General features: G+C 44.2%; 12 protein-coding genes and 1 tRNA gene. 2 read left to right on the top strand and 11 right to left on the bottom strand.

The annotated features are described in order from the left end of the window. Positions 1–443: 443 nt before the first annotated feature. Together Q4A73_RS06040 and Q4A73_RS06035 are read left to right on the top strand one after the other, a co-directional pair. Positions 444–1,463 (top strand): ThiF family adenylyltransferase, encoded by a 1,020-nt coding sequence (locus Q4A73_RS06040; RefSeq protein WP_303206556.1) that lies wholly within the window; start codon positions 444–446, stop codon positions 1,461–1,463. After that, entirely contained in the window at positions 1,463–2,653 is a 1,191-nt protein-coding gene (locus Q4A73_RS06035) for an MFS transporter (RefSeq protein WP_303206555.1), read from the top strand. The genes Q4A73_RS06040 and Q4A73_RS06035 overlap by 1 nt, the downstream gene beginning before the upstream one ends. Before the next feature lie 37 nt (positions 2,654–2,690). On the opposite strand, the gene rpoC is transcribed toward Q4A73_RS06035, so the two are convergent. The 11 genes from rpoC to tuf form a co-directional block, all read right to left on the bottom strand. Then, positions 2,691–7,229 carry a DNA-directed RNA polymerase subunit beta' gene (gene rpoC / locus Q4A73_RS06030; protein WP_303206554.1) on the bottom strand — a complete coding sequence of 1,513 codons (4,539 nt, stop codon included), beginning with the start codon at positions 7,227–7,229 and terminating at the stop codon, positions 2,691–2,693. Next, the gene (rpoB, locus tag Q4A73_RS06025) at positions 7,222–11,355 is read right to left on the bottom strand and encodes a DNA-directed RNA polymerase subunit beta (RefSeq protein WP_303206553.1); all 4,134 of its coding nucleotides are present in this window, start codon (positions 11,353–11,355) and stop codon (positions 7,222–7,224) included. The genes rpoC and rpoB overlap by 8 nt, the downstream gene beginning before the upstream one ends. Positions 11,356–11,457: 102 nt before the next feature. Beyond that, positions 11,458–11,835, bottom strand: a complete 378-nt coding sequence (gene rplL / locus Q4A73_RS06020) for a 50S ribosomal protein L7/L12 (protein WP_303206552.1) — start codon at positions 11,833–11,835, stop codon at positions 11,458–11,460. Between the two features lie 14 nt (positions 11,836–11,849). Then, positions 11,850–12,332 (bottom strand): 50S ribosomal protein L10, encoded by a 483-nt coding sequence (gene rplJ, locus Q4A73_RS06015; RefSeq protein WP_303206551.1) that lies wholly within the window; start codon positions 12,330–12,332, stop codon positions 11,850–11,852. 147 nt (positions 12,333–12,479) lie between these two features. Next, positions 12,480–13,181 (bottom strand): 50S ribosomal protein L1, encoded by a 702-nt coding sequence (gene rplA, locus Q4A73_RS06010; protein WP_303206550.1) that lies wholly within the window; start codon positions 13,179–13,181, stop codon positions 12,480–12,482. A 45-nt stretch (positions 13,182–13,226) separates the two neighbouring features. Then, a complete protein-coding gene (gene rplK, locus Q4A73_RS06005) occupies positions 13,227–13,652 on the bottom strand; it encodes a 50S ribosomal protein L11 (protein WP_303206549.1) in 426 nt (141 codons plus the stop codon). 11 nt (positions 13,653–13,663) lie between these two features. Next, a complete protein-coding gene (gene nusG, locus Q4A73_RS06000; protein WP_303206548.1) occupies positions 13,664–14,197 on the bottom strand; it encodes a transcription termination/antitermination protein NusG in 534 nt (177 codons plus the stop codon). A 12-nt stretch (positions 14,198–14,209) separates the two neighbouring features. Continuing rightward, positions 14,210–14,389 carry a preprotein translocase subunit SecE gene (gene secE, locus Q4A73_RS05995; protein WP_303206547.1) on the bottom strand — a complete coding sequence of 60 codons (180 nt, stop codon included), beginning with the start codon at positions 14,387–14,389 and terminating at the stop codon, positions 14,210–14,212. A 15-nt stretch (positions 14,390–14,404) separates the two neighbouring features. Then, positions 14,405–14,480: transfer RNA gene (locus tag Q4A73_RS05990), tRNA-Trp, on the bottom strand. A 12-nt stretch (positions 14,481–14,492) separates the two neighbouring features. Continuing rightward, entirely contained in the window at positions 14,493–14,651 is a 159-nt protein-coding gene (gene rpmG, locus Q4A73_RS05985) for a 50S ribosomal protein L33 (protein WP_004275236.1), read from the bottom strand. Between the two features lie 50 nt (positions 14,652–14,701). After that, positions 14,702–15,901: an elongation factor Tu gene (tuf, locus tag Q4A73_RS05980; protein WP_303206546.1), complete on the bottom strand. Its 1,200-nt coding sequence runs from the start codon at positions 15,899–15,901 to the stop codon at positions 14,702–14,704. Positions 15,902–16,014 lie beyond the last annotated feature (113 nt).

Here is a 16,014-nt window from a genome sequence, read left to right as displayed (position 1 = left end):
CGCAAGTTCAAGTCTTGCTAGTCCCACCAGGGGATGAGTTGGGTTTGTTGAAATTTACTGTGTAATGTTTTTCATTTTCTTATCAAGACGTTAAATTTTTAATAACATTAAGAAATTATGTTTGGGTTCGTAATGAAAGCAAACACGAACATTCATTCAAGAATGAAGATTTTTACCTCCTCACTTCAATCTCTAAATCTTCTCTATTAAAAATGATAGATTTTTTATATTGAGTATTTTTGTAATATTATGTTAAAGAGCTTGACATCTTTTTTTTTTTTGATATAAACTTCATATGAAAAATTCATAAATAAGGATGCAAAATGTTACTATCTGTAAGAAATTAATTGAAAATGCAAGAAAATTTATTTTCTTGCGCAAAAGCTCAAAAAATTTTTAAATGAGAAAACTCGATGAATTTTAAATTATCAAAAACTGCAAGAATGTTAAAAATAAGCGATAAAAAAATCATAGTAGCCGTAGGGAGTGGGCAGTTTATTTGCGAAGAAAGTGAAAAAATACTGGCCCTATGCTCTTATCTTAAAGAAGAAAAAAATAAAGAAGAGCTTGACGATTTTGCCTTAAAAAATGACATAAATTCCGATTTGATTGAAAAATTGATACTTTCAAACATCATCACCACGAATGCTACGCTTTTTGAGAGTAAAAATTTGCCAGAATTTAAAAATTGGCTTTATTTGGATGTGCTTTACAATGAAAATTCCAAAAAGATACAAGATGAGCTTGCAAATTGTAATTTCATCATTGTAGGAACGGGGGGAATTGGCACTTGCATGGCTTATACCCTAGCCTTTTATGGGGTCAAAAAGCTTGTTTTGATTGATGGAGATAAGGTGGAGCTGAGCAATCTCAATCGGCAATTTTTATTCGACAAAACGGACATAGGAAAGCACAAGGCCCAGGCCCTTAAAAAAAGCCTACTTGAAAGGGGTGCTGATTGTCAAATTGAAGCCATAAATGAATACGCGGATGAAAAGAATTTAAGCTTTATTTTAGAAAAACTACGCGGCCAAAAAAGCCTGATGCTAGTTTCTGCGGACGGCGAGGACATCTTAAAATTCGCCACTAAAGCGGCCTTTGTGTATGAAATTCCCTGCCTAAACATAGGATATTTAAATGACATATCCGTCATAGGTCCCTTTTTCATCCCCAACATTTCAAGCTGCACTTTTTGCAACAATGCTTTTTTTGTCGATGAAAAGCAAGCCCCACAGGATGAAATGCTCAAACGCATCAACGCACACTCAAGCGCACCCTCTTCTTTCGCAAACAATTCTCTAGCCTCAAATATGGCCTTGATGGATATTTTCACTTATCTTGGTGGAGATTTTGACGACATAAGCTCTTTCAACAAAAGAGTGAGGGTATGCAATAAAAATTTCGCCAAGCTAGAGCTTCCCAACCCTCTGGATAAAAACTGCGCCCATTGTCAGGGGAGATAATGACAGCCCCACTCAAAAGAAACATAATTATTTTCTATTTGGCAAATTTTTTCCTCATATTGGCTCAGAGCTTGCCCCATTCCATACTCACGGTTTTGTTGCTCGATAAGGGCCTGAGTCTTTCGGATATCGCGATCATACAGGCCATGTTTTCTTTAGCCGTTTTGCTTTTTGAAATTCCAAGCGGGATTTTGGCGGATTTGTATTCTAGGAAATTTTTATACATTTTAAGCGCCTTTTTATTGATCGCGGTCTCCTTACTCGTTTTGTTTTTTGATGATTTCATCCTTTTGGCCTTGGCTTGGTTCATCTACGGCCTAAGCACGGCACTTTATAGCGACACTCTAGAAACAGGACTTGTCAATGAGATCAAAAGGCTGGATTTTTCAAAGCACGCAGCATTCATTCACAAATTCTTGCGCCATAAAAACCAAATACAATTTTTCTCAATGCTATTTGGCTCTTTGCTGGGAAGTTTTTTGTATTTCATCATAGGGTTAAAAATTTATATTCTAGCCATAGTCTTCATACTTTGCGCATTTTTTTGCATACTTTTTTTCAAAGAACAAGGCTTAGAAAACAAAGAAAAATTCCTAAAAAAACACCTCTTTTCAGGCCTCAAAGAGCTCAAAAGTAGCAAGGACCTCAAAGCGCTCTTCATTCTAGCCCTCATTTCTCAAATTTTCTTTCAAAGCCATTACCAACTCTGGCAAGCCTTTTTTTTGGAAAAGGGCGTGGATGAAAAACAGCTGTATTTATTTTATGTCTTGTTTCAATGTCTTGGAATTTTCGTACTTTATCTGGGACGAAAGGAGCAGGGGCATCTTTTATTTTTCAACAAAATTTGCATCCTCATCCTATTTTGCTCGCCCCTACTCTTGGTTCAAAATTTCAGCCTAACATTCACAGCCTACATGCTCTTGGTCGCGGCCTTTATCTTTTTAGATTATAAAATCAACGCCCTTTTCAATTCGGCCGTTTCCAAAGAAAGAATCAGCCTTCTAAGCGCTATGAAATCAAGCTTTTCGAGAATTTGCGCCTTCGTATTTTTGCTCCTTTGCTCCTTATTTTTGAAGTATTTTTCAGTGAGCGCTTTAGTATTTATTAACTTTTCATTAGCTCTTGGCCTCACAGTGGTTTTGATCTTTTTTGGCAAAAAAATTTTAAATTTCAGCCTTATCACAAAATGATCCGTGCCCATCAAGCGGGTCCCCCCGCCTGAAATTCTCACTTCAGCATTATCTTTTTTTCTCGATAAAGTCCCGTCCCCACGGGTATCATCCTACCGAGGATCACATTTTCTTTCAAATCCTCCAAGTAATCAAACTTACCCGCTATACTCGCCTCAGTCAAAACCTTAGTCGTTTCCTGAAAAGACGCCGCAGAAATCACACTATCGCTCCCAATCGCCGCCCTCGTTACCCCCAAAAGCACAGACTCTGCTATGGCTGGTTCACCACCCATTTTCAAAATCCTCTCATTTTCCTCGCGGAATTTACGCCGCGAAATCAAATCCCCCTCTATGAATTTCGTATGCCCACTATCCACAATCTTAACCTGCCTTAGCATCTGCGAAACGATCACCTCAATATGCTTATCCGAAATCACAACCCCCTGCCCACGATACACCTGCTGAATTTCACTGATGAGATAATAATGCAAAGCCTTTTCTCCCAGAATTTTAAGCACATCGTGGCTGGAAATCAAACCATCGGTAAGCTTCTCCCCCGCATGGATGAATTCCCCATCATGCACCTGAATATGCTTGGCCTTATCGATGAGATACTCCGCGCACGAGCCATCCTCAGCCTCGATGATAATCCTCTCCTTAGAACGCAAGGGCTTATCAAAGCGCACCACCCCATCGATCTCGGCGATCACGGCAGAATTTTTAGGCTTTCTGGCTTCAAAAAGCTCGCTCACGCGCGGCAAACCACCCGTAATGTCCTTTGATTTCGCAACCGCCTTAGGGGTCTTAGCCAAAATGTCCGCCTGCTGCACCTTAGCCCCATCGCGAACGAAAATAGCCGTCTTGGGCTCAAGTTGATAGCGCACCAGTTTTCCGCCCTTACTCGCGATGATGAGGGCGGGACGCACCCCGCTTGGCAAATACTCATTGATCACCAAAGAACGCTTTCCCGTAGCCTCATCAAGCTGCTCATCCGCACTATAGCCCGCCTCAATATCCTCAAAGCTCACCACCCCATCAAGCTCGGCGATGATGGTATTATTGTAAGCATCCCATTCGGCGATGATGTTTTTTCCTTTTTTTGGTGCACTGGCTATGATGGCGCTAGGATCTTCGATTTGGGCACTATCGTTAAATTCAATCCTCGACTCCCTTGGGATATAGTGCCTTTTTGACTCGTGATCATTCTCATCCGCTATGACGACAAAAAAACCCTTTTCTTTCACAATGTCGCCTTTTTTAACCTTACGCACCCTATCCAAACCATCGCTCTTGAGGATGTAGAATTTCAAAGTGCCCTTCTCACCAGCCCTAATGTCCTGCACCACAGGATCACCATCCTCGACCAAAATTTCACTCGCATAAGGGATGCGGTTTGGCACATTCCACCCCTCCTTGATCACCTCCACGATGCTTTCATTTTCCTCCACCTCAGAGCCGCTAGGATAGGGCAGGTAAAATTTCCCGTCGGTATTCCCACTCACACCGGCAAGTTCGTTAGGCTTGGCGAGGTCGTATTTCCTCAGCGTGAATTTCGCCTCCTCTTTTTTGTTTTTGACAGAAATGATCACATCCTCGTGAATGCTTTCGATATTGACAACACCCTTAAACGGCGCCTTGATCTTAGGCTCGACGAGCAAAATGGCCGCGTTGCGGCGATTGGCCACGATGTTTTTGCCCTCTTTGTTTTTGTAGGTCTTGAGATTGTAAAACCTTATAAAGCCCTCTTTTTGCGCACTCACTTGTCGGTCTTGTAAATCCGTACTCGCCGTCCCGCCGCTGTGGAAGGTCCTAAGTGTGAGCTGGGTCCCAGGCTCACCAATGGATTGCGCTGAAATGATGCCCACGGCCTCTCCGGGTTTGACAAGCTTGCCCTCGCCCAAATTGATTCCGTAGCACTTTGCACAAATTCCCTTTTTCGCCTTGCAAGTGATGGGAGTGCGAATGCTCACGCTTTTTATCCCGCTTTCTGTGAGAATTCTAGCCCTTTCCTCATCGATCAATGCCCCATCGGCAAAAAGCACGGAATTTGTGATCGGATCGATCACATCATCAGCCAAAACCCTGCCCAAAATTCTCTCCTCCAAGGTCTCAACCACCCCGCCATCTGCGGTGATCGCACTGATCTCAATGCCCTCATGTGTGCCGCAGTCAAAACTCGTAATCTTCACATTTTGCGCCACGTCGATGAGCTTTCTTGTGAGATAGCCCGCGTTGGCCGTTTTGAGCGCGGTATCGGCTAGGCCCTTTCTGGCGCCGTGGGTTGAGATGAAATACTCAAGCACATTAAGCCCCTCGCGGAAATTTGAGATGATGGGCGTTTCAATGATGCTCCCATCAGGTTTGGTCATCAGGCCCCTCATCGCCGCAAGCTGCGAAATTTGCGCCGCGCTCCCCCTAGCGCCGCTATCTGCCATCATGTAGATGGAATTAAAGCCCTCCTTGTCCCTTTGCACCAGCTCCATCATCTCCTTAGAAAGCGTGTTGTTCGTACTTTTCCAAATATCGATGATTTTATTGTAACGCTCTCCAGAAGTGATGAGGCCTAGATTGTAAGAATTTTGAATTTCCCTCACCTGCTTCTTGGCCGCATCGATGGCCTTTTGCTTTTCCTCTGGCACGATAATATCAGCGATGGAAATGGAAACCCCCGCCTTAGTCGCATACTCAAAGCCCAAATTTTTAAGCCTATCCAAAAAGCTAGCCGTGAGCTCCAAGCCGCCATTTTTATAGACAAAATCCACCAAAGCGGCGATGTCTTTTTTCTTTAAAACCTTATTCCACCGATGCTCGGGGACAAAGTCTGGCAGGATGGATTTGATGATCAGCCGCCCCGCTGTTGTCGTGCTTTTGTGCCCGTCAATGAGGGTTTGAATGCTTGCATGCAAATCAAGACAACCCGACTCCAAAGCCATCATCACCTCATCAAATCCTGTGCAAATTTTATGCGAACCTCTAACCCCGGTCTTTTCCAAAGAAAGATAATAAATTCCCAAAACCATATCCTGAGAGGGCACGGCAACGGACTTTCCGCTGGCTGGCAAAAGGATGTTCATTGATGAGAGCATCAAAACCTTGCACTCTGCAATGGCCTCTTGAGAAAGTGGCACATGCACAGCCATTTGATCGCCGTCAAAATCGGCATTGAAAGCTGCGCAAACGAGAGGATGAAGCTGGATCGCCTTGCCCTCCACCAGCACGGGATGAAAGGCTTGGATGGATAGCTTATGAAGCGTCGGGGCGCGGTTTAGCATCACAGGATGCCCCTCAACCACCTCCTCGAGGCACTCCCAGACCTCGTTGGTTTTGTTTTCTATCATCTTTTTAGCCTGCTTTACTGTGGTGGCGTAGCCCTTTTCTTCAAGTTTAGCAAGCAAATGCGGCTTGAAAAGCTCTAAGGCCATCTTTTTTGGCAAACCGCACTGATCCATTCTAAGCTTAGGTCCCACAACGATAACGCTACGACCTGAGAAATCCACCCTTTTTCCCAGTAAATTTTGCCTGAAACGCCCCTGTTTTCCCTTGATGATCTCGCTCAAAGATTTCAAAGGGCGTTTGTTGGCCCCTTTGACGGCATTGGCACGGCGGCCATTGTCAAAGAGGGCATCCACCGCCTCCTGCAACATCCTCTTTTCATTTCTAATGATGATCTCCGGCGCATCAAGCTCCAAAAGCTTCTTAAGGCGCGTGTTGCGATTGATCACGCGGCGATAGAGATCGTTCACATCACTGACCGCAAATTTCCCCCCATCCAGAGCGACTAAGGGACGCAAATCGGGCGGCAAAACAGGTAAATTTGTGATCATCATCCACTCGGGACGATTCGGCACGGCATCCTCACTCTGTATGCTGAGATTGGAGTTGAGAAAATTCTCCACGACCTTCAAGCGCTTCACTATGGTTTTTTTCTTCGCCTCAGAATTTGTCGCCTGCATCTGCTCCTTAAGCTGGTTCAAAAGGGCTACCAAATCAAGACTGGCAAGCAAATCCCGCACAACCTCACCGCCCATCCTTGCTCTAAAGCCGCTATTTTCGTAGCGTTGCATCAGGCTTTGATACTGCTCCTCGTTTAAAACATCATAAAGCGCGACCTTTTTTGTGTTTTCATTATCATAATAGGCCTCGCCCGCATCCTCGACGATGTAAGCCTCGTAGTAAAGCACCCTCTCCAAGTCCTTCATTTTGACGCCCAAAAGCGTCCCTATACGGCTTGGCAGGGAATTGACATACCAAATATGCGCCACAGGGGTTACAAGCTCAATATGTCCCATCCTAGAGCGGCGGACCTTAGAATTTGCGACCTCAACTCCGCATTTCTCGCATTTCACACCCTTAAAACGCATCTTCTTATACTTGCCACAAAGGCACTCATAGTCCCTAATCGGACCAAAAATTTTCGCGCAAAAAAGCCCGTCCCTTTCAGGCTTCAAAGTACGGTAGTTGATCGTTTCAGGCTTTTTAACCTCACCATAAGACCACAACTTTATCCTCTCAGGACTGGCCAACCGCAACTGAAAGGCTTCAAAATTTCTCGGGCGATTTTCTTCTTTTATCTCTATAACCTTAAATTTACTCATTTTCCTCATCCTTATCAAAAATTTCAACATCCAAAGCCAAAGATTTGAGCTCGTTCGTTAAAACAAAAAAGGTCTCAGGGATGCCTGTGGATGGGACATTTTCACCCTTAGTTAGGGCCTTATAAGCGCTGAAACGCCCCTCGACATCATCGGACTTTATGGTGAGCATTTCGCGCAGGGTGTGCGCCGCGCCGTAAGCCTCCAAGGCCCAAACCTCCATCTCTCCAAACCTCTGCCCCCCAAAAAGCGCCTTGCCCCCAACCGGCTGCTGGGTTACAAGGCTGTAGGGCCCTGTGCTTCTGGCATGGACCTTTTCATCGACAAGATGGTGGAGCTTTAGCATATACATGCAGCCCACATGGACGCGCTCTGCGATTTTCTCGCCCGTGCGCCCGTCATAAAGCTCGGTTTTGCCGTCCATATCAACCTTAGCCATCTCAAAAAGCGCGGCAAATTCCTCGACATTCACACCCTCAAAAACAGGCGTGGCAAATTTCATGCCCCGACTCCAGTCTCTGGCGTGATTTAAAAGCTCCTCATCGCTTAAATTTTTGATGAAGGCTTTTTGCTCGGCCAGCCTTGGGATGGAGCAAATTTCAAGCATTTTACTGCGCAGTTCTTTGATAAAATCTTTTTGTTTGCGATCAAAAATTTCCTGAATCTGATCGCCCAACCGAAGCCCCACAAAGCCCAAGTGGCTCTCTAAAATTTGCCCGATATTCATACGGCTAGGCACACCGAGTGGATTGAGGGCGATGTCGACACTCTTGCCGCTGGGTAGGTAGGGCATGTCCACCTCAGGCACTATGGTAGAAACGATGCCTTTGTTTCCGTGGCGCCCTGCCATTTTATCGCCGATTTTAAGCTTTCTTTTTGTCGCAATATAAATTTTTACAAGCTTCACCACGCCACTTGGTAAAATGTCATCTTTTTCTAAAATTTCAAGCTTTTCATCGTGCTCGGCTTTGAGTTTTTTCTTTTCGTTTTGGAAGTGATTTTTCAAGTCTTCATATTGCTTTTGAACCTCTTTAGAATAAGACTTGATCAGGGTTGTTAGGATGAAACGATTGATTTTTTCCAAATCCTCCATAGCGACCTTTTGACCCTTTTTGTAGTTTTTAGCACCCACTTTTTGCGCACTGCTCAAAGGGGCCTTGGCTAAAAGCGCACAAACTCTTAGCATCTCCTCCCTATCCATCATCAAAAGCCTATCGTGATGCTCTTTTTCAAGAGACATTTTTTCTTTATCGTAGGATTTTAAAGCCCTATCGTCCTTTTCATAGCCCTTTTTGGTAAAAATTTTCACATCCACAACCACACCCTCCAAAGAAGCCGTAGCGTATAAGGATTTATTGACGACATGCCCCGCCTTCTCTCCAAAAATAGCCCGCAAAAGTCGCTCTTCTGGAGTGGGCTTGATCTCACCCTTAGGAGAAACCTTGCCCACCAAAATCATGCCCGGCTTGACATGAGTGCCTATCCTTGCGATACCGCTCTCATCAAGATGCGCCACATCTTCTTCTTTAATATTGGGGATGTCCTTAGTGATCTCCTCAACCCCATCTTTCAGCTCCCTAGCCTCAATCTCCTTTTCGTAAATATGAACGCTCGTAAAGGTATCCTCGCGGATAATCCTCTCACTCACCACGATGGCATCCTCGTAATTGTAGCCGTTCCAAGGCATGAAGGCGATGAGGGCATTTTTACCGATGGCAAGCTCCCCCTGCTCCATACTCGCCCCATCGGCAATGATCTGCCCCGCCTCGACCACTTCGCCTTTTTTCACGATGGGCTGCTGGACATAGTTGGTGTTTTGATTGGTCCTTAAATTTTTCTCCATAGCATAATGATCGATGAAGGGCCCCCTCTCATCCTCGCCCAAAATAAAAATGCTTTTATTATCCACCTTTTCAACCACGCCACCACGCTTGGCCTTCACGGCCTCCCAAGCATCGCGAGCGATGATTTTCTCCATCCCTGTGCCGACAATGGGCGCGCTGGGGATGAGCAAGGGCACGGCTTGGCGTTGCATATTGGAGCCCATCAAGGCTCTGTTGGCATCATCGTGCTCTAAAAAGGGTATGAGCGAGGCGGCAACCCCCACCACCATACCCGAGCAAAGGTCTATGAGTCCGACCTCCTCGCGCCGCGCGAGTGTGGTTTCGCCATCCTGCCTCACCTCTACAAATTCCTCGAGGATATTGCCCTTGGAGTCGAGCTTTGTGGAAGCCGGAGCGATGAAAAGCCCCTCCTCCTGCGAGGCCGTAAGATACACCACCTCATCGCTAACTCTGCCATTTTCAACCCTCCTATAAGGCGCCTCCACGAAACCAAGCTCATTGACCTTAGCATAGGTGGAGAGGGTGTTGATGAGGCCGATGTTTTGCCCCTCTGGAGTCTCAACGGGACAAATTCTCCCATAGTGCGTGGCATGGACATCGCGCACCTCAAAGCCCGCACGCTCCTTAGCAAGCCCCCCCTCACCCAGGGCGGATAAACGGCGCTTGTGCGTTATCTCGCTGAGTGGATTGGTCTGGTCCATGAACTGCGAAAGCTGTCCGCCTGTGAAAAATTCAATGATGGTTGTGGTGATCATTTTGGGATTGATCAAATCATAGGGCATGATCTTCTCAAGATCCGCGCTAAGTGAGCTGAATTTATCTCTGATGGCCTTTTGCATCTTGGTGAGTCCCAGATGAAGCTCGTTGGCCAAAAGCTCCCCGATGGAACGGATACGGCGGTTCCCCAAATGATCCCTATCGTCGATGTGCCCCTTGCCATTTTTTACCTTGATGAGATACTTGGCTGTTTTGATGATGTCCTCATTGGTTAGCACCGTAACATACTCTGGCACTTCAAGGGTGAGCTTGTGATTCATCTTCATGCGGCCCACCTTGGTAAGGTCATATCTTTCGGGATTGAAAAATAGGTCGTTGACAAAGGCTCTAGCAGCGTCCTTCACCACGGGCTCACCCGGGCGCATCACCTTGTAAATTCTGATCGCGGCTAGGTCGTTTTCATCCTCTAAATTTTCGCTTTGCCTCAGTAGTTTTAAGGTTTCGGCATCTTGCATGAAGGAGTTGATGATCGCTGCATCGACACCATTGGCTAAGTCATTGGCGATTTCAAAGCTTTTCTGCTCCTTAATCTTTGCCAGTTTGGCCTCATCGATGAGGGTGAGGGAGTCGAAGAGCAATTCCCCGCTTTCTTTGTCAAAAATAGGGCTGGCTAGGTAACGATTGAGGAGAATTTCTACGGGGTATTCCACCCATTTTAAGCCATCTTTAAGCAACTGCTCTATTTTTTTCTTGGTCAATCTTTTGCCCGCTTGATGGACAATTTGACCCCTTTCGTCCCTGAGGTCATACTCCACTCTATCGATGAAATCATCGGGATTGAATGCGGTCAAAAATTTATTTTTTTTCACATGGATGGTTTGGATGGGATAAAACAATTTGATAATATCATGCTTTTTATACCCCAAAGCCCTAAAAAGCATGGTTAATGGCACTTTTCTGCGCTTATTTATCCGCACATAAAGCACATCTTTAGTGTCGTATTCAAAATACAACCAAGAACCACGATCGGGGATGATTTGAGCAGTATAGACGAGCTTATTGGCAACTGTGGAGCTTTCCTCCTCTTTAAAAATCACGCCCGGACTTCTGTGGAGCTGATTGACCACCACCCTTTCAACGCCGTTTATGATGAAAGAAACCCTATCGGTCATTAGAGGAATTTCGCGGATGTAAATTTCTTGCTCCTTGATGTCCTTAATGCCAACCTTTTCTCCTGTTTTTTCATCCCTTTCATACAGGGTGAGGCGAATCTTCATTTTCAAATTTACAGAATAAGTCAAACCCCTCTCCATACACTCTCGAATGGTGTATTTTGACTTTCCAATCTCGCTACTGACATACTCTAAAGAAAGTCGATTTTGAGGATCGTGAATGGGGAAAATGGATTTGAAAACCTTCTCAATGCCGCTCTCGGCGCTGGACTGGGTGGGGCTTAAAAAATTGTCAAAACTTGCCTTTTGTAGCTGGAGAAGATTGGGGATTTCTATTTGCTTTGAGATGTTTGAGAAATCTACCCTTAAACGATTTCCTGATTTGTTACCTGACATTGCGTTATACCTCGTGGTAAAATTTGTAAATTTAAAAAAGAAGACCTAAATTGAGGCAAAGAGGCAATTGCGCAAAATTCCCTCCCGCCTCAAGCTGAAAATTCACTTAAGCTCTACCTTAGCCCCAGCCCCTTCGAGTTGTTTTTTAGCCTCTTCGGCATCAGCTTTGGCTACCGCTTCTTTGAGGGTTGAAGGCGTTTGCTCAACGGCATCCTTTGCCTCCTTCAAGCCAAGCCCGGTCAAGGCGCGGACGATTTTGATCACCTCAATCTTCTTCGCCCCACTATCGATCAAAACAATATCAAATTCAGTTTTTTCCTCAGCCGCATCAGCACCGCCAGCACCAGCAGCACCGCCAGCCACCATAACAGGAGCAGCAGAGACGCCAAATTTTTCTTCAAATTCTTTCACCAGTTCTGAAAGCTCAAGAACGCTCAAATTTGAAATATACTCCAACACATCTTCTTTAGAAATTGCCATTTTTTTCCTTTCAATCAATTTTCTGTTTCTTTTTTGTTTTTAAGCGCATTCAATCCAATGGTAAAATTGGCAATCGGCGCTTTCCAAACCTGCAAAAGCATCGCAAGCAACTCATTACGTGAGGGCATCTTAGCAAGGGCTTGCACCTTTTTGACATCGGCGACTTCACCATCAATAAAGGCGGATTTGATTTGAAACCACTCGTTGTTTTCTTCAAATTTAGCCGCTACCTTACTGACGCTGAGTTGATCCTCGCCCCAAAGATAAATGTTGGTATCTTTGAGAACCAGACCCGTTTTGCCGGAATTTTGAAGAGCAATGTGCGCTAAGGTATTTTTGATAACCTTAACCGCGACATTGTTTTCCCTTGCGTTATGCCTAAGCTCTTCTAGCTTTTTGGTATTGAGCCCCTTGTAATTGCAAACTACAATGGCTTCACTGGCCCTGAAGCCTTCCTCGAGCTTGGCAATGATTTCCACTTTTTCACTTCGTGTCACAACTTCTCCTTTCCGACCGGCGATTTCAAGCAGAGCGATTTCTCATTTAAGCCTCACGGCCTCGGCTATCTCCAATCTAAAATAAAAGCCTCAAAAAATCAAATTTTTTCAGGTTTTTATTTGAAAATAGAGTCGCAGAGGCAACTCTTATTTCATATCCAAAAGCTCCTGCGTTTCAAGTCTCAAAGAAGGGCTCATCGTCAAAGACAGGGCCGCATTTTTGATATACCTCCCCTTAGCGCTTGCTGGCTTGTGCTTGTTGATAGCCTTGACAAAGGTCGAAATATTATCCCAAAGCTGCTCCTTTGAAAAACTCACCTTGCCCAATCCTGCATGGATATTTCCCTGCTTATCCACACGAAAATTCACCTGCCCACTCTTAGCATTGTGCACAGCCTGCGCTACATCCATCGTTACCGTGCCTGTTTTGGGATTTGGCATCAGTCCCTTGGGGCCTAAAATTCTACCGACCTTACCCACAAGTCCCATCAAATTTGGCGTAGCGATCAAAACATCAAAATTCATATTGCCCTTTTGAATGTCCTCGATCAACTCATCACTTCCTACGATGTCTGCTCCTGCGTTTTTTGCTTCATCAGCCTTCGCATCCTTTGCAATAACCGCAACGCGAACCTTCTTCCCTGTCCCAGCAGGCAAAACAACAGAGCCCCTAATCATCTGATCGGCGTGTCTTGGATCGACATTCAGTCTTAACGCGAGCTCGATGGTCTCGTCAAATTTTGCCGAAGCTAAAGTTTTAACCACATCGATCGCTTCGTTTAGGGCATAATCCTTACTTGAATCAAATTTTTGCGACAATTCTTTTAATCTTTTTGTTAATTTAGCCATTATTTTCTCCGCATTTTAAAGTGCTACCGCCGCAGCGGTGAATGATTAATCCACGATTTCAACGCCCATAGAGCGAGCCGAACCTGCAATAATTTTAGCCGCTTGGTCCCTATCCTTAGTGTTCAAATCGGCAATTTTTTTATCAACGATTTCCAAAATTTGAGCACGAGTTAGCTTTCCTACCTTATTTTTGAGAGGATTATCCGTCCCCTTGGCGATGCCTGCTGCCTTTTTGATGAGGTCGGTGGCTGGGGGCTGCTTGGTGATAAAGGTAAAACTTTTATCCGCATAAACCGTGATAACAACAGGGATGTTAAAACCAGCCATATCTTTCGTTTTTTCGTTGAAGGCCTTGCAAAATTCCATAATATTCACACCCTGTTGCCCCAAGGCCGGGCCGACTGGGGGCGATGGATTGGCCTTTGTGGCGGCAATTTGCAATTTAATTTCACCCACGACTTTCTTAGCCATAACAAATCTCCTTATATAACTTTTTCAACTTGAGAATATAAAATTTCAACGGGCGTGGAACGACCGAAAATAGAAACATTGAGCTTCAAAAAACCACGAACCATATCATACTCCTCAACGATGCCCGTAAAATTCGCAAAAGGCCCCTCTACAATCCTAACATTCTCGCCCGCTTCGAAAGAAATTTTAGGCTTAGGCGCGGCCCTGTTGTGAACTTTTTCTAAGATCAAATTAATATCCTTATCGCTCAAGGGGGTGGGCTTTTTAGACTCGCCGATAAAGCGACCTACCTTTGGGAGTGATTGTATGCAATGCCAAAGCTCGGTATCAAGATCAAGATTTGCAAAAACATAGCCAGAATACAAACTTCTTTCACTAATCTTTTCTTTGCCATTTTTGAATTCAATCACATCCTCAGTAGGTACGACAACTTCCTTCAGTCGCCCTTCAATGCCATTATCTTTTACCAAATTTTCAATGGCTCTTTTAACGGCCATCTCGCTTCCAGCGTAGGTTTGAATGGCATACCACTTGTGATTACTCATTATCAGTCCTCATCAAACAACAGAAGAAACAATAAAAGACATCAACCAGTCCACCAATGCTAAAAATAACGAAATGACACTAACCACCACGAAAACAGCAATATAAGCATTGCGAACCTGCTCTTTTAAAGGGAAAATAACCTTCCCCAACTCGGCCTTTGATAATTTAAAATAAGTTACTAATTTTTCCATTACAAAACCTCATTATGGCAGGGCAAGAGGGATTCGAACCCCCAACCATCGGATTTGGAATCCGGCGCTCTACCGTTGGAGCTATTGCCCTAAGGCACAAAGCTTAACTTTTTAGCTTGACTTCTTTATGAAGCGTGTGTTTTTTTAATCTTGGACAATATTTTTTAAGCTCTAATTTTTCCGTAGTATTTTTACTATTTTTATAGGTGCTATAATTAATATCGCCACATTCTTCACACTTTAAACCAACTTTAACTCTCATCTATTTTCCTTAAAATTAAAAGCCAAGCTTTTAAACTTGGCTTTTTAAATTTACTTAATGATTTTAGAAACGACCCCAGAACCAACAGTCTTACCACCTTCACGGATAGCAAAACGAGTTCCTTCCTCAAGTGCAACTGGAGCGATAAGGCTAACTGTAATTCTTACATTTTCACCCGGCATAACCATCTCAACACCATCAGCTAATTTAATAGAACCTGTAACATCAGTCGTTCTTACATAAAACTGTGGGCGATAATTGTTGAAAAATGGAGTATGGCGACCGCCCTCATCTTTGTTTAGAATATAAACTTCTGCTTCAAAATCAGTATGAGGAGTGATAGATTTAGGCTTTGCAAGAACCATACCACGAAGAACCTCTTCTTTTTTAGTTCCTCTTAAAAGCACACCGACATTATCGCCTGCCTCGCCTTGATCCATTTCTTTTCTAAACATCTCAACGCCTGTAACTGTTGTAGTTTGAGTATCTTTAATACCAACAATTTCAATAGTATCGCCTACTTTTACCACGCCTTTTTCAATTCTACCTGTAACAACAGTTCCACGACCAGAAATTGAAAAAACATCTTCAATAGGCATTAAGAAATCTTTTTCAGTGTCTCTCACAGGGGTCGGAATATACTCATCAACTGCCTTCATAAGCTCCAAAACTTTAGCCGACCACTCGCCATCTTGTCCAGCCTTAGCTTCTTCTAAAGCTTGAAGAGCAGAACCTGAAACGATAGGAGTATCATCGCCTGGGAAATCATACGAGCTTAATAACTCTCTAATTTCCATTTCAACCAACTCTAAAAGCTCAGCATCATCAACCATATCAGCCTTATTCATAAAAACAACGATATAAGGAACGCCTACTTGACGCGAAAGCAAAATGTGCTCTCTGGTTTGTGGCATAGGACCATCTGCAGCAGAAACGACCAAAATCGCTCCGTCCATTTGCGCAGCACCTGTAATCATATTTTTAACATAATCAGCGTGTCCAGGACAATCCACATGCGCATAGTGGCGATTTTCTGTCTCATACTCAATGTGAGAAGTCGCGATGGTAATACCACGCTCTTTTTCTTCAGGAGCATTGTCGATATTATCATAGTCCTTAAGCTCTGCCAAACCCTTTCTAGATAAAACAGCAGAAATAGCAGCTGTTAGAGTAGTTTTACCGTGGTCTACGTGACCAATAGTACCAATATTTACATGTGGCTTGTTACGAGAAAATTTTTCTTTAGCCATTTTATTCCTCCGTATAAAAATTAAATAAGCAAGTCTAAATTTATCTAAATTTTTTCAAATTATGGAGCTCATAGCGGGAATTGAACCCGCGACCTCTCCCTTACCAAGGGAGT

This window comes from Campylobacter sp., assembly GCF_030528245.1.
Taxonomy (GTDB): Bacteria; Campylobacterota; Campylobacteria; order Campylobacterales; family Campylobacteraceae; genus Campylobacter_D.
This window is presented reverse-complemented; position numbering and strand designations above follow the sequence as displayed.

Bases quoted from the DNA above. Each gene is read 5' to 3' on its own strand.
- Q4A73_RS06040 (WP_303206556.1), top strand. From the start codon at position 444: ATGTTAAAAATAAGCGATAAAAAAATCATAGTAGCCGTAGGGAGTGGG.
- Q4A73_RS06035 (WP_303206555.1), top strand. From the start codon at position 1,463: ATGACAGCCCCACTCAAAAGAAACATAATTATTTTCTATTTGGCAAAT.
- rpoC (WP_303206554.1), bottom strand. From the start codon at position 7,229: ATGAGTAAATTTAAGGTTATAGAGATAAAAGAAGAAAATCGCCCGAGA.
- rpoB (WP_303206553.1), bottom strand. From the start codon at position 11,355: ATGTCAGGTAACAAATCAGGAAATCGTTTAAGGGTAGATTTCTCAAAC.
- rplL (WP_303206552.1), bottom strand. From the start codon at position 11,835: ATGGCAATTTCTAAAGAAGATGTGTTGGAGTATATTTCAAATTTGAGC.
- rplA (WP_303206550.1), bottom strand. From the start codon at position 13,181: ATGGCTAAATTAACAAAAAGATTAAAAGAATTGTCGCAAAAATTTGAT.
- rplK (WP_303206549.1), bottom strand. From the start codon at position 13,652: ATGGCTAAGAAAGTCGTGGGTGAAATTAAATTGCAAATTGCCGCCACA.
- nusG (WP_303206548.1), bottom strand. From the start codon at position 14,197: ATGAGTAATCACAAGTGGTATGCCATTCAAACCTACGCTGGAAGCGAG.
- secE (WP_303206547.1), bottom strand. From the start codon at position 14,389: ATGGAAAAATTAGTAACTTATTTTAAATTATCAAAGGCCGAGTTGGGG.
- rpmG (WP_004275236.1), bottom strand. From the start codon at position 14,651: ATGAGAGTTAAAGTTGGTTTAAAGTGTGAAGAATGTGGCGATATTAAT.
- tuf (WP_303206546.1), bottom strand. From the start codon at position 15,901: ATGGCTAAAGAAAAATTTTCTCGTAACAAGCCACATGTAAATATTGGT.